This is a genomic window from Nocardioides hungaricus (assembly GCF_054782915.1).
In genome coordinates this window covers 57,631-69,923 of the sequence record NZ_BAAGRO010000035.1, presented here as the reverse complement: position 1 = coordinate 69,923, position 12,293 = coordinate 57,631, and the positions used below count along the sequence as shown (strand labels likewise).

The 12,293-nt window shown below is 70.7% G+C and carries 16 protein-coding genes; 8 read left to right on the top strand and 8 right to left on the bottom strand.

All coding sequences use genetic code 11. The features are described from left to right. The first annotated feature begins 67 nt into the window (after positions 1–67). The 3 genes from ACYVKX_RS15555 to ACYVKX_RS15545 all read left to right on the top strand — a co-directional run bounded on the left by ACYVKX_RS15555 (position 68) and on the right by ACYVKX_RS15545 (position 1,453). Positions 68–361 (top strand): DUF4193 domain-containing protein, encoded by a 294-nt coding sequence (locus ACYVKX_RS15555; protein ID WP_460834154.1) that lies wholly within the window; start codon positions 68–70, stop codon positions 359–361. 169 nt (positions 362–530) lie between these two features. After that, positions 531–1,016: a hypothetical protein gene (locus tag ACYVKX_RS15550; RefSeq protein ID WP_460834152.1), complete on the top strand. Its 486-nt coding sequence runs from the start codon at positions 531–533 to the stop codon at positions 1,014–1,016. A 71-nt stretch (positions 1,017–1,087) separates the two neighbouring features. After that, on the top strand, positions 1,088–1,453 hold the full coding sequence (locus ACYVKX_RS15545) for a hypothetical protein (RefSeq protein WP_460834150.1): 366 nt from the start codon (positions 1,088–1,090) through the stop codon (positions 1,451–1,453). Positions 1,454–1,556: 103 nt separating this feature from the next. Here ACYVKX_RS15545 and ACYVKX_RS15540 read toward each other — a convergent pair whose 3' ends face one another. Both ACYVKX_RS15540 and ACYVKX_RS15535 read right to left on the bottom strand, forming a co-directional pair. Continuing rightward, on the bottom strand, positions 1,557–1,853 hold the full coding sequence (locus ACYVKX_RS15540) for a DUF4235 domain-containing protein (protein ID WP_460834147.1): 297 nt from the start codon (positions 1,851–1,853) through the stop codon (positions 1,557–1,559). A gap of 22 nt (positions 1,854–1,875) precedes the next feature. Beyond that, positions 1,876–2,337 carry a DUF3093 domain-containing protein gene (locus ACYVKX_RS15535; protein ID WP_460834145.1) on the bottom strand — a complete coding sequence of 154 codons (462 nt, stop codon included), beginning with the start codon at positions 2,335–2,337 and terminating at the stop codon, positions 1,876–1,878. Positions 2,338–2,458: 121 nt separating this feature from the next. On the opposite strand from ACYVKX_RS15535, the gene ACYVKX_RS15530 reads away from it, so the two are divergent. From ACYVKX_RS15530 to ACYVKX_RS15520, 3 genes are read left to right on the top strand one after another with little or no spacing between them, the layout of a single operon-like run. Then, positions 2,459–3,091 (top strand): DUF3710 domain-containing protein, encoded by a 633-nt coding sequence (locus ACYVKX_RS15530; RefSeq protein ID WP_460834143.1) that lies wholly within the window; start codon positions 2,459–2,461, stop codon positions 3,089–3,091. An 18-nt stretch (positions 3,092–3,109) separates the two neighbouring features. Further along, positions 3,110–3,478, top strand: a complete 369-nt coding sequence (locus tag ACYVKX_RS15525; RefSeq protein WP_460834141.1) for an OB-fold nucleic acid binding domain-containing protein — start codon at positions 3,110–3,112, stop codon at positions 3,476–3,478. Then, positions 3,475–4,191: a DUF3159 domain-containing protein gene (locus ACYVKX_RS15520; protein WP_460834139.1), complete on the top strand. Its 717-nt coding sequence runs from the start codon at positions 3,475–3,477 to the stop codon at positions 4,189–4,191. The genes ACYVKX_RS15525 and ACYVKX_RS15520 overlap by 4 nt, the downstream gene beginning before the upstream one ends. On the opposite strand, the gene ACYVKX_RS15515 is transcribed toward ACYVKX_RS15520, so the two are convergent. After that, positions 4,174–4,845: a potassium channel family protein gene (locus ACYVKX_RS15515; protein ID WP_460834137.1), complete on the bottom strand. Its 672-nt coding sequence runs from the start codon at positions 4,843–4,845 to the stop codon at positions 4,174–4,176. The two genes, ACYVKX_RS15520 and ACYVKX_RS15515, sit on opposite strands and share 18 nt — an antisense overlap. A gap of 9 nt (positions 4,846–4,854) precedes the next feature. Beyond that, a complete protein-coding gene (locus tag ACYVKX_RS15510; RefSeq protein WP_460834134.1) occupies positions 4,855–5,517 on the bottom strand; it encodes a potassium channel family protein in 663 nt (220 codons plus the stop codon). A 47-nt stretch (positions 5,518–5,564) separates the two neighbouring features. Between ACYVKX_RS15510 and ACYVKX_RS15505 the strand changes: the two genes are divergently transcribed. Together ACYVKX_RS15505 and ACYVKX_RS15500 are read left to right on the top strand one after the other, a co-directional pair. Next, positions 5,565–7,610: an APC family permease gene (locus tag ACYVKX_RS15505; RefSeq protein WP_460834132.1), complete on the top strand. Its 2,046-nt coding sequence runs from the start codon at positions 5,565–5,567 to the stop codon at positions 7,608–7,610. Next, positions 7,607–8,806 carry a class I SAM-dependent RNA methyltransferase gene (locus ACYVKX_RS15500; RefSeq protein WP_460834130.1) on the top strand — a complete coding sequence of 400 codons (1,200 nt, stop codon included), beginning with the start codon at positions 7,607–7,609 and terminating at the stop codon, positions 8,804–8,806. Before ACYVKX_RS15505 ends, ACYVKX_RS15500 begins: the two co-directional genes overlap by 4 nt. Positions 8,807–8,992: 186 nt before the next feature. Here the strand turns inward: ACYVKX_RS15500 and ACYVKX_RS15495 are convergent, their stop codons facing one another. From ACYVKX_RS15495 to ACYVKX_RS15480, 4 genes are read right to left on the bottom strand one after another with little or no spacing between them, the layout of a single operon-like run. After that, positions 8,993–10,234 carry a tyrosine-type recombinase/integrase gene (locus ACYVKX_RS15495; protein ID WP_460834127.1) on the bottom strand — a complete coding sequence of 414 codons (1,242 nt, stop codon included), beginning with the start codon at positions 10,232–10,234 and terminating at the stop codon, positions 8,993–8,995. Positions 10,235–10,266: 32 nt separating this feature from the next. After that, positions 10,267–10,593, bottom strand: a complete 327-nt coding sequence (locus tag ACYVKX_RS15490) for a helix-turn-helix transcriptional regulator (RefSeq protein ID WP_460834125.1) — start codon at positions 10,591–10,593, stop codon at positions 10,267–10,269. 34 nt (positions 10,594–10,627) lie between these two features. Then, complete coding sequence (locus ACYVKX_RS15485) at positions 10,628–11,923, bottom strand: hypothetical protein (RefSeq protein WP_460834123.1); 1,296 nt, start codon at positions 11,921–11,923, stop codon at positions 10,628–10,630. Then, a complete protein-coding gene (locus tag ACYVKX_RS15480; protein ID WP_460834119.1) occupies positions 11,923–12,219 on the bottom strand; it encodes a hypothetical protein in 297 nt (98 codons plus the stop codon). Before ACYVKX_RS15480 ends, ACYVKX_RS15485 begins: the two co-directional genes overlap by 1 nt. Positions 12,220–12,293: the final 74 nt, after the last annotated feature.

The following is a 12,293-nucleotide window of genomic DNA, read 5'->3' as shown; positions in this document are numbered from 1 at the left end:
TGGTGCACAATCTGGCGCCGACGACGACGACGCGCGAGCATGCAGCAGCAGGGGAGTGGAGAGACCGATGGCGACCGACTACGACGCACCGCGGAAGAACGAGGACGAGCAGTCCGAGGAGAGCATCGAGGAGCTCAAGGCGCGCCGTCACGACAAGAACTCCGGCAAGGTCGACGAGGACGAGGCCGAGGCCGCCGAGGCGTTCGAGCTGCCCGGCGCCGATCTCTCGCACGAGGAGCTGGCCGTCGAGGTGAAGCCGAAGCAGGAGGACGAGTTCACCTGCATGAGCTGCTTCCTGGTGCACCACCGCAGCCAGCTCGCCGACCAGAAGAAGATGATCTGCCGCGACTGCGCGGCCTGAGCGAGGCGAAGGCCGCAAGTCCGGACCTGGCGGGTGCGGCCACGACAGCGGTGCGTGTCCAGGTCACTGGATCGGCACGACAAGCCAACAAAAGTTGCGCAACATACTGTCCAACTTTTCCCTTGGGGACGTACGCTCTAGATCGGAGCGGAGAGACGGGGACAGGGCGATGACCATTCAGGCGACAGAGCAGTTCGAGGCGACAGCTGCTATCGGCGTGCGTCCTGATGCCATCGTCTCCAGTACCGACCTTCACGAGAAGACGAAGGACGCACTTGAGCGTGTGCGCGTGGGCCAGTGTGTAGCCATCACTCGCTACAACGCCGTCGATGCCGTTCTGGTGCCGCCGGCTCGGATGCGAGCGATGAACGCGCGCATCGCAGCGGCCGACCAGCGCGAGCGTGAGTTCGAGACGACGGTGCCGCTCATCCTGGCTGCCGCGCGTAGTGGCGTCGCCATTCCCTCGGAGACGCTCGACCGGGTAGCGCCCGGCCTGGACGCGTCGTGGCAGGCGATCGCTGAGTTTGCGGCCGCCTTTCCCCTCCGCCTGACTCATGGTGAGCACGGTGAGGCGATCACTCGCGGTGAGCTGGTGGCCGAGGCTGGACCCGTCGACGAGACCGGCGACTACGACGAGCTCAACTTCGACGCGTGACCTCTGCTCCTGGTGGTGGCGCGCTGGCGTCGCCCAGTGACGCGTGGTACCCACCGCCGGGAGAGTACTGGGTGGCGCCCGACGACGCCGAGCGCCCGTTCCGCTACGGCGACCTGTTCCATACCCCGGCGCAGTCAGCTACAGGCTCTCCACTCACCACGAATACCGGTGAACCGTGGCATGCCGTGATGGTGGTCTCGCCGAGCTGCGAGGTCATCTCGAAGGCCAAGGACACCTCTACCGTCGAGGTCGCGCGGGTGGTCCCGCTCAGCGGACAGGACCCCAAGGCGGGGGCCGCGATCGTCGCGGGCTGGCAGGAGAAGCAGGGCCGTGTGACCGTGGCCTTCGCGAGCACCGTCTTCCTTGCGGGAGTGCCGCATGCACCCACGCACGAGGAAGGCATGTTCGCCGACCTGAGGCAGAGGTCCCGCCAGTAGGTGATCGCCTGCTGGCGGAACCTCTTAGTGTCCAGATCGGGCCGGTCGGACTCGGTACCGGACGGGTCTCCTGAGACTGGAAGCGAGGGTGAATCCCCGCAGGTCAGGCCCGCTGGCCGTCCCTGCGGAGGTCGGGCGGCAGGTGACCGGTCGAGCGTGCGTAGTACGACGCGGCGCGGCGCTGCGCGAGCATCCGGGCCAGGCCGACGGCGACGCCGCTGGCGATCGCCCAGCTGACCGCCTCCCAGGTGTCGACGTCGGGGTCGGCGGGGTTCTCCGGCGGCTTCTTGCCGGTCGCGACCGTCCACGCCCTGTCCAGGCCCTTCTTCGCGAGCGCCGCGGCGCCGAGCGCGGACACGAGCGAGAAGACGCTCCAGATCTTCGAGGAATCCTTGGCCATGGCCGAACAGTACCCAGCCGGGTCAGGGTCGACGGGTCGGCACCGTCAGGGCCTGCGCGAGCTCCTCGGGGTGGCGGGTCGCGATCAGCCAGTACGGCGCCGGGTCGGCCGGGTCGATGATCTCGACCTTGACCGCGCGCTTGAGGTAGGGCCGGATCAGCAGGTACGCCCGGGCGTCCGCCTCGACGCCGGCCGCCCGGTAGGCCTGCTCGGCGTCCAGGGCGACCGCCGCGCCGAGGTGCTCGACGCCGATCCGCGCCCTGCCGGCGCGGAGAACGCCGTCCGCGACGACGACCCGCGCGCCGCCGTAGCTCAGGAACAGGAGAGCCAGCAGGCCCAGCGCCACCAGCGTCACGATCCACGCGCCCAGCGCCGGCAGCGCCACCAGCACCGCGAGCGCCAAGGTGGCGACGAACATGGTGCCCTGCACCCACCAGCGCAGCGGGACGCCGAGGCGCTCGACATAGGCAGGGGTCGGTGTCACGGGGTGAATCCTTCCATTGGCGCTCCCCGGCCCGGCCGGTAGGGTCCGGCGACGTGGCGCCGGGGGCTACGGTTCTACCGGGGGCCTCAGGTCCCCGTCCGTCCCCACCGAGGAGTAGCTCGTGAAGTTCCGTCGCAAGTCCGCCGAGGCCGAGCCGGCCGCCGAGTCGCCCGGTGAGCCGACCGGTGAGGTGGAGACCGCCGCCGAGCCCGGGTGGACGACCGGCCCGTACGACGTGGACGACCTCAGCCACGACGACGCGATGTCCCGGATGGACCTGGGCGCGCTGCTGATCCCGCCCGTCGAGGGCGTCGAGCTCCGCGTCCAGGTCGACGAGCAGACCGAGCAGGTCCGGTCCGTGCTGCTGGCGGGCGAGGAGGGCGCGGTCGAGGTCCGGGCCTTCGCCGCCCCGCGCCACGGCGACCTGTGGGGCGAGGTGCGGCCGCGGCTGGCCGCCGACTTCGCCCAGCGCGGCGGCACCGCGTCCGAGGAGGAGGGCCGCTTCGGCACCGAGGTCCACGGCCGGCTCACGGTCAAGGCCGCCGACGGGCGCACCGGCACCCAGGTCTCGCGGATCATCGGCGTCAACGGCCCCCGCTGGATGCTCCGGGCGACGCTGCTCGGCAGGCCCGCGGCCGAGCCCGGGGCCGCCGGCCCCTGGGAGGACCTGATCGCCGGCATCGCGGTGCGCCGCGGCAGCCAGGCGATGCCTGCCGGCGCGGAGCTGACCGTCACCCTGCCCCCGCGCGGCTGAGCGATCCTGGGAGCCCGGATGGCCGAGAAGAGCCGGCTGCGCCGCACCATCAGCCGGTGGGCGAGCCCCGACGACCAGCACGCGCGCGACCTGCGCCGTACCTTCGCCGCCGACGACGCCGGCATCGACCGGATCGGCGGCGCCGCCGACCGGGAGCGGGTGCGGCTGCGCGGCACGCTGCGCACGGTGACGCTCCGCCCGCGCGGCGGCGTACCGGCCCTGGAGGCCGAGCTGTACGACGGCACCGGCTCGATCACGGTCGTCTGGCTCGGCCGCCGGCAGATCGCCGGCGTCGTCCCCGGCCGGTCGCTGGAGATCCAGGGGCGGATCGGCCGCCACGACGGCCAGCGGATCATGTACAACCCGCGCTATGAGCTGATGCCGTGACCGAGCAGCGGGCCGGCACCGCCGGCGCCACGGTGGACAGTGTCGAGGCGGTCGTCCGGGCGCAGATCTCGCGCGCGCTCGGCGGCCGGCGGGGCATGGTCGAGGCCGCGGTGCCGACGATCGTCTTCACCGTGCTGTGGCTGTCCACGAAGGAGCTGCGCTACGCGCTGCTCGCCAGCGTCGCGGTCGCGGTGGTGCTGCTCGTGGTGCGGCTGGCGCAGCGCTCCACGGTGCAGTTCTGCCTCAACGCGCTGTTCGGCATCGGCGTCGGCTGGCTGTTCATCCGGATCGCAGCCAGCCGCGGCGGCAGCGAGAACGACCAGGCGCTGGCCTACTTCCTGCCCGGCCTGATCTACAACAGCGTCTACACGGTGGTGCTGGTGCTGACCTGCCTGGTCGGCTGGCCGCTGGTCGGCTTCGTGGTCGGCAGCGTCACCGGCGACGCGACCGCGTGGCACCGGGACCGGCAGATCGTGCGCCTGTGCGCCGTACTCACCTGGCTGCTCGCGATCCCGTGCCTGCTCCGCGTGCTCGCGCAGGCGCCGATCTGGCTCGCCGCCAAGGGCGGGGCGATGGACCCCGACTCCGCGATCGCCGCGCTCGGCGTCCTCAAGATCGCGATGGGCTGGCCGCTCCAGCTCGCCGCCCTCGCCGCGATGGCCTGGGTGCTCGCCCGCAACAGGACCCCGGTCGAGTCACCCTCCGTGGGCTGACGGGGCGAGGAGGCGCTCGAGGTCCTCCTCGACGTCGGCGGGTACGACGAACAGCAGCTCGTCGCCGGCCTCGACCGGCTGCTCGGCGTCGGGGACGTAGACCTGGCCGTCGCGCAGGATCGTCACCAGCGCGCAGTTCTCGGGGAACGGGATCAGCCCGGCGGGCTTGCCGACGTAGGGCGAGTCCGCGGGCAGCGTCATCTCGACCAGGTTGGCGTTGCCCTGGCGGAAGGTGAACAGCCGGACCAGGTCGCCGACGGTCACCGCCTCCTCGACCAGCGCGGACATGATCCGCGGGGTCGAGACGTTGACGTCCACGCCCCAGGCCTCGGTGAACAGCCACTCGTTGTTGGGGTGGTTGACCCGGGCGACCGTGCGCGGCACGCCGAACTCGGTCTTGGCCAGCAGCGAGGTCACCAGGTTGACCTTGTCGTCGCCGGTCGCGGCGATGACGACGTCGCACTGGTCGAGGCGGGCCTCCTCGAGCGAGGACATCTCGCAGGAGTCGGCGAGCAGCCACTCGGCGTCCGGCACCCGCTCGGGGCGGATCGAGGAGGGGCTCTTGTCGACGAGCAGCACCTCGTGCCCGTTCTGGATCAGCTCGCGGGCGATGGAGCGGCCGACGGCTCCGGCGCCGGCGATGGCGACTCGCATGTCGTCCCCTCAGCTCTCGTCCGGTCCGGCGTCGATGACCCGGTAGGCGTGCGCGGCGTTCTCCTCGCGCATCACCAGATGCAGGAGGTCGCCCTCCTGGATCACGCTGTCGCGGGCGGGCAGCATGCCCTCGCCGAGCCGGTCGATCCACGCGATCCGGCTCTTGGACTGCTGCTGGAAGTCGACCGTGCGGTGGCCGATCCACCTCTCGGTGATCGGCACCTGGTCGAGCCGGATCGTGCCCGACGGGTCGCGGTAGTCGGGCTCGGCGCCGGCGGGCAGCAGCCGGCGGAGCACCTGGTCGGCGGTCCACTTGACGGTCGCGACCGTGGTGATGCCGAGCCGCTGGTAGACCTCGGCGCGGCCGGGGTCGTAGATGCGGGCGACGACCTGCTGGATGCCGAACGTCTCCCGCGCGACCCGCGCGGCGATGATGTTGGAGTTGTCGCCGCTGGAGACCGCGGCGAACGCGTCGGCGCGCCGGATGCCGGCCTTCTCCAGGACCTCCTGGTCGAAGCCGTAGCCGGTGACCTTGTCGCCGTTGAAGCCCGGGCCCAGCCGCCGGAACGCGTCCGGCTCGCTGTCGATGACCGACACCGTGTGGTTGCGGTCCTCCAGGCTCCGCGCCAGCGTCGAGCCGACGCGTCCGCAACCCATGATCACGACGTGCACGACGCGAACGCTACCGGAACACCTCGGAGGGTCTAACGTTTCCCGTCGTGGGCGTCGGCGACGTATCGAAGCGGATCCTGCTGGGACGCAAGCTGCGCAGCTCCCAGCTGGGCGAGACGCTCCTCTCGAAGCGGATCGCGCTGCCGGTCTTCGCCAGCGACGCGCTCTCGTCGGTCGCCTACGCGCCGGACGAGGTCTTCATCATGCTGTCGCTGGCGGGAGCCTCGGCCTACGTCTGGTCCTGGAAGATCGGCATCGCGGTCGCGCTGGTGATGGCGGCCGTCGTGGCGTCGTACCGCCAGACGGTGCACGCCTACCCCAGCGGCGGTGGCGACTACGAGGTCGCCACCGTCAACCTCGGGCGTACGGCGGGCACCACGGTCGCCAGCGCGCTGCTGGTCGACTACGTGCTCACCGTCGCGGTGTCGATCTCCTCGGGCGCGCAGTACGCCGCGTCCGCGATCCCGGCGCTGTCCGGGCACGAGGTCACGGTCGCGGCGGTCGCGGTGGTGCTGCTGATGGCGACGAACCTGCGCGGCATCCGCGAGTCCGGGTCGTTCTTCGCGTTCCCGACCTACGCCTTCATGGTCGCGATCCTCGGGATGGCCGCGTTCGGGCTCTACCGGCTCGCGACCGGCGACCTGCCGAGTGTCGAGAGCGCGTCGTTCGAGATGGCGCCGACGCCCGGCTACGGCGACTCGATGACGACGTTCGCGCTGCTGTTCCTGCTGGCCCGCGCGTTCTCGTCCGGCTGCGCGGCGCTGACCGGCGTCGAGGCGATCTCGAACGGCGTGCCGGCGTTCCGGAGGCCGAAGAGCCGGAACGCCGCCACCACGCTGCTGCTGCTCGGCCTGATCGCGATCTCGATGATGCTGAGCGTGATCGTGCTCGCCAGGCAGATGGGCCTCCAGCTCGTCGACCCCGACGACCTCGACCGGCTGACCCGCGACGGCGCGCCGCTGCCGGCCGGCTACGACCAGCACACCGCGATCGCCCAGATCGCCGACGCGCTCTTCCAGGACTTCCGGCCGGGCTTCTACCTGGTCGTCACTGTCACGGGCGTCATCCTGGTGCTGGCGGCGAACACCGCCTTCAACGGCTTCCCGGTGCTCGGCTCGATCCTCGCCAAGGACGGCTACGCGCCCCGTGCGCTCGGCTCGCGCGGCGACCGGCTCGCCTACAGCAACGGCATCGTCTTCCTCGCGGTGATGGCGATCGTGCTGATCGCCGCCTTCGACGCCGAGCCGACCCGGCTGATCCAGCTCTACATCGTCGGCGTCTTCGTGTCGTTCAACCTCAGCCAGCTCGGCATGATCCGGCACTGGACCAGGGCGCTGCGGACCGAGCGCGACCCCGCCGTACGCCGCGGGATGTTCCGGTCCCGGCTGATCAACACGGTCGGGCTCAGCATGACCGCGGTCGTGCTGGTGATCGTGCTCATCACCAAGTTCCTCGCGGGGGCCTGGATCACGATCCTCGCGATGATCGTGTTCTTCGTGATCATGCGCGGCATCCGCCGGCACTACGACAACGTCGAGGCCGAGCTCGCCGCCGACGAGGAGGACAAGGTCCTCCCGACCCGGGTGCACGCGATCGTGCTGGTCTCCAAGCTGCACAAGCCGACCCTGCGGGCGCTGGCGTTCGCCAAGGCGGGCCGGCCGAACGTGCTCGAGGGCGTCTACGTCTCGACCGACCCCGCCGCCACGCAGCGGCTGCTGGAGGAGTGGGACGAGCGCAACACCGGCGTGCCCCTCAAGATCCTGCACTCGCCGTACCGCGAGCTGGTGCGCCCGATCGTCGACTACGCACTCGAGATCCGGCGGGCCAACCCGCGCGGCGTCGTCGCGGTCTACATCCCCGAGTACGTCGTCGGGCGCTGGTGGGAGCAGCTGCTGCACAACCAGACCGCGCTGCGGCTCAAGGGCCGGCTGCTGTTCGCGCCGGGCGTGATGGTGACGTCGGTGCCCTACCAGCTGCGGTCCTCCCAGCTCGTCCGCGAGCGCGAGGAGCGCGACGGCATGTGGCTGCGGCCCGGGCTGCGCACCGGCCACGTGCCCGAGCGGCGCGAGAACGACCGGCAGATCCGGCGATGAGGCGCCGGCCGCGGCCGCGCCGGGCCCGGGGCGGCTCCCGGGTCGGGGAGCGGTTCGAGGCGGTCGTCGGGCCGGTCGCCCACGGCGGACACTGCGTGGTGCGTCACGAGGAGCGGGTCGTCTTCGTCCGGCATGCGATCCCGGGGGAGCGGGTGGTCGTCGAGATCACCGAGGGCACCGACGGCGACCGGTTCTGGCGCGGGGACGCCGTCGAGGTACTGGAGGCATCCGGCGATCGGGTCGCCCCGCCCTGCCCGTACGCCGGACCGGGGCTCTGCGGGGGCTGCGACCTCCAGCACGTCGCGCTGCCGCGCCAGCGCGAGCTCAAGGCCGCGGTCGTGCGCGAGCAGCTCAGCAGGCTGGCGGACACGTCGGTGCCTGCCGAGGTCGAGCCGGTGCCCGGCAACCAGGCGGGCCTCCGCTACCGCACGCGCATCCAGTGGGCGACCGGCCCCGGCGGCCGGCGCGGGCTGCGCAAGCACCGGTCCCACGAGGTGGTCCCCGTCGAGGACTGCCTGATCACCCGGCACGACGCCCGCGCGGTCCACCGCGCCGGCACCACGCTCGACCGGCACGCGGTCGCCCCCGGAACCGTCGTCAGCGAGCGGGTCACCGTGCCGCCGTACGGCGAGCGGTCCTTCGCCGTCGAGGCCGACGGCTTCTGGCAGGTGCACCCCGGCGCGCCGCGGGCGCTGGTGTCCGCGGTGCTGGACGTGCTGCGGCCCAGGCCGGGCGAGGTGGTGCTCGACCTGTACTCCGGCGTCGGGCTCTTCGCCCGCTTCCTCGCCGAGGCCGTGGGGCCGAGCGGGCGGGTGCTGTCGGTCGAGGCCGACCGGACCGCGTCGAGGCACGCGCGCACCAACCTGGCCGGGCTTCCCGGCGTCGCCGTCGAGTGCGGCGCGGTGGACCGGGTGCTGGCCTCACCGCTGCCGCCGGCGTACTCCTCGGTGGACCTGGTCGTGCTCGACCCGCCCCGCGAGGGTGCCCGCGCGCTGGTGGTGGAGCAGGTCGTCGAGCGGTCCCCGCGCGCGATCGCCTACGTCGCCTGCGATCCGGCCGCCCTGGCCCGCGACGTGGCGACGTTCCAGAAGTTCGGCTACCACCTGCGCTCCCTGCAGGCCTTCGACATCTTCCCGATGACGCACCACGTCGAATGCGTCGCATTGCTGACGAAAAGCGCATCTGACCTGCGGTGATGCAAAACGCGGTGTTGGTGCCGACCTCGAAATACGGGGCTTAGGGCGCACTTTGGGCGCACTTTGAGTTCTTGACCGCCCCGGCAACGAGCGTGGCGACCCCCTGAGAACGGGAGAACGGCCCGTCAGCGACCGCGCAGGGCGAAGTGGGCTCCATGGGGGCAGTTCGGAGGGTCAGACGGGCTCTCAGAGCCCGATTGCCGAATCGTCCGGGGAATCGCTCCTGGGCGCCAGCCGCTCGGTCGCTGCCCGGTAGTCGGGCACCACGAGGCGGCGGTTGATGTAGTGTCTCTCGGTGACCGTCTTGGAGGTGTGGCCAAGCTGGTCCCTGGCAGCCTCGGCGTCATATACCTCGTCGATCTCGGTCGCCACCGTCCGCCGGAACGAGTGGGGCGAGACGTCGCGGAGCGCGGCGATGTCGGCGTACTCATCGAGCTGGCGGATGTGCCACAGCCGGCTCTGAACGTTGCCGGGGAAGTGCCAGGTTCCGTTGCGACTGGCGAAGACCGCGTCGATGTCGTTCGGCGGCTGCTCCACCTTGCGTCGGAGCAAAAGGGCAACGGCCCAGTCGGGGAGCGCAACGGGGCGGATCGCGGCGTGCGTCTTGCCGTAGTTGACCCGCTTTCCCTTGGAGGTGATCTGACCGTTGACCATCAGCCACGGGAACCACGTCTCGTCGTCGCGCCGCGCGGGTGGGGCGGTCAAGTCGATGTCGGACCAGCGCAGCGCGAGCACCTCTCCGATCCGCATGCCGGTAGCGATCAGCAGGTCGACGATGTCTGGGAGGTCGACACTCTTGGGACCGTTGCGCCGCTCGGCATTGGCCCACTCCCGGATGGCGGCGCGTACGTCATCCAGGTCCTCGACGGGGATGGACTTCTTCTTCTCCCGGGGCACTGGAACCGAGGGGACGGCCGAGGCAGGGTTACCGTTGAGAGCTTCATGGAAGATCGCCAGGTTGAAGGCCCTCACGAGGACGCTGCGGATCTTCTTGCGCATGTCGGCCGACACTTCGGCGCTGTCCAGCGCCGCCTGGATGATCACCGGGCGGACGTGCCGCAATTGGTAGGCCCCGAGAGGGTGCTCTGTCTTGTCAGTATCGAGCACCCAGCGCAGGTGGTGCCTGTAGGCCGCCAGCGTTTCGGCGGTCGGGCTGCCTGCCTTCTCCATCTTGGCGAACCAGAGGTCGAGCAGTTCCTGAACCGTGTCGTCGGGAGCGATGGCGCCATCGCCGAATGTGCCGGTGTGCTCGACGAAGAATGCTTTGAGGTTGGTCCTCGCTTTGCCCTTGGTCTCGCCGCTCTTGCGGTACTCGCGGACGACTCCGTCAACATCGCAGTAGCGGGCGCGCGCCAGCCACGTCCCGTTGGCACGCTGAGTGCAGTTGATGTCGCCGTAGGTGCCGACGACCATTTTCTGCCGGGCCATTTCTGGCTCCTTTCGTGTATGTCCGACTCCCGTCAGGGCTGCGTCGCTGGGAGGGCTCCGCCGTGGACCCTGCTGGCACGGTTGCGGGTCCGAACCTGACCCGCACCGTCCGTGGCAGCGTCGATCTCTTCGCTGTCCTCGCCGAGCGCGAACGACTCCTCGTGGTCCCTAAGCCAGCGATCGAGTTCCGAGAGTCGGTACTTGAGGCGTCCGCCGGCCTTGACCGCGCGTGGGCCATAGCCAGGTCGGCGGACCCTCCAGGTCAGCAACGTGGCCTTGGGGACGCCGAGGTATCCGCAGGCGTCATCGGTGTTCAGGAAGGGGTCGCGCGGCAGCGGGACGACGACGGCCAGGGCCAACTCGGCGTCGGTCGTGTTGGCGCTGGACGGGGTGTCAGATTGACGGGACATCTGGGCTCGCTCCTCTCGGTGGGGGCCGGTGGGTCAGCGCGATTTCGAAGTCGTGGCGACTTTGCGCGGTTCCTTTCGGCGGCTGTCGTTGGATAGGTATGGGCCGCAGGTCGCCGCGAAGAGTGGCAATCAGGTCGGTCCGGACGGTGCCGGTGACGGGCTGCCATTCCCGGCGTGGAGGCGTGACGAGCTCGCCGTGGTCGTTCTCGATCGCGGGTATGTCCACGCGGTGGAAGTAGAGGCGTTCGTTGATGCCGAGTTCGATGGCGGTGCAGATCCGTTCGTCGATCCCGGCGCTGATGCGCGTCAGTCGTCGGACCGGGTCCGGCTCGGCCAGCGCGTCGGCGGGGAGCTTCTCTGCGCGCATGGCGGCGAGGGCGCCTTGTCCGGCAGCGGGTCCGCCCTTGCCGTAGAGGCCGCCGAGGTCGCGGGTTTGGTGGACGAGCCGTTCGTAGGTCTCGGCCCGCCGGTTCCACCGGGCTGCTTGGGGATCTTCCCCGCGGGCGATGCGGGCTGCGGTTTCGAGGGAGACGATGCGTTGGGAGTCGAGGACGACGCGCAGGCTCTGGGCGTCGGGGAACTTGATCAGGTGGATGAGCAGGTTGCGCTGGGCCTGGAGGACACCCTCGACTCCCGGAGCCGGAGGTTCCTCGACGAGCGTCGGGGTGGGGCGCCAGCCGCGCCGGTCGACGGTGTAGTCGGGTTCGCGGTTTCCGGACCAGGTGGCGCAGGTGGCGGCTGCTCGGCCGAGCCTGCCGGGTTCGGTGAGGGCCTGCCAGTCGGGGATTCCTGCGTAGCGGCGGTCGAGGCTGACCAACGCTCGTACGACGTCCGCGGCGTCGTGGACGACGGTCAGGGATTGGGCTCTGGAGAGTCGGCCGTAGCCGACTCCGGCGTCGAAGTCGTGCTCGCCGAGGGCGCAGGCGCGGGCGGCTTGGCGCCACAGGTCGACCATCGGGAACCGCTGTTCAGTGGTGAGCTCGTCGAGGGTCGGCAGCGGCACTTGAACGCCGGCGAGGGTGCGGTCGAGTCGGTAACGCAGTTCCCCGGCGGGATCGCTGCGGTTGTCAGGGCTGGTGGCGCGCATGGCTTGGTGGCACCAGGTGAGCACGCTGTGGCGGTAGCGGGCGATCCGTTCCCCGATGGCGGCGCGTTCGGCGATGGTGGTGGTCTCGGGGACGGTGTGCAGTCCGGGGCCGCCGATGCGGTGCTGGATGCGGTGCTGACGCAATAGTTCACCGAGGGCGTCGCGGAGCATCCCGCTGGTCTCGCCGTACATCAGGGGGCGTCCAGGTCGCGGGCGACCCACAGCATGTCCAGGACCAGCTCGACGCTCAGGATGTCGATCCCGTGACCGGCCAGGTCCTCGATCGCGGACTCGGCGACGTCGAAGAGCACGTCACGGTCCGTGATGGCGACGGGATGGATGCCGGGGATGAGATCGCCGTGGATGACGTCGATCTGGAGCAGGACGCGGTCGTACTCGATCGACGCGTCGGTGGTGCGGGCGGCGTCCGCAAGGGCGGCGACGTACGAGCGGGCCTCGGCGAGAGTCAGCGCGTGGGCAAGCAGCATGAGAATGTCCTTTCGGCATACGGGGCGGGTCTTTCACCGTGTCGCCGTGGGGCCAGAACACGGCCGGCGAAGAC

Coding starts and splice junctions, on each gene's coding strand:
- ACYVKX_RS15555 (WP_460834154.1), top strand. CDS start 68: ATGGCGACCGACTACGACGCACCGCGGAAGAACGAGGACGAGCAGTCC.
- ACYVKX_RS15550 (WP_460834152.1), top strand. CDS start 531: ATGACCATTCAGGCGACAGAGCAGTTCGAGGCGACAGCTGCTATCGGC.
- ACYVKX_RS15540 (WP_460834147.1), bottom strand. CDS start 1,853: ATGGCCAAGGATTCCTCGAAGATCTGGAGCGTCTTCTCGCTCGTGTCC.
- ACYVKX_RS15525 (WP_460834141.1), top strand. CDS start 3,110: ATGGCCGAGAAGAGCCGGCTGCGCCGCACCATCAGCCGGTGGGCGAGC.
- ACYVKX_RS15515 (WP_460834137.1), bottom strand. CDS start 4,845: ATGCGAGTCGCCATCGCCGGCGCCGGAGCCGTCGGCCGCTCCATCGCC.
- ACYVKX_RS15500 (WP_460834130.1), top strand. CDS start 7,607: ATGAGGCGCCGGCCGCGGCCGCGCCGGGCCCGGGGCGGCTCCCGGGTC.
- ACYVKX_RS15495 (WP_460834127.1), bottom strand. CDS start 10,234: ATGGCCCGGCAGAAAATGGTCGTCGGCACCTACGGCGACATCAACTGC.
- ACYVKX_RS15485 (WP_460834123.1), bottom strand. CDS start 11,923: ATGTACGGCGAGACCAGCGGGATGCTCCGCGACGCCCTCGGTGAACTA.
- ACYVKX_RS15480 (WP_460834119.1), bottom strand. CDS start 12,219: ATGCTGCTTGCCCACGCGCTGACTCTCGCCGAGGCCCGCTCGTACGTC.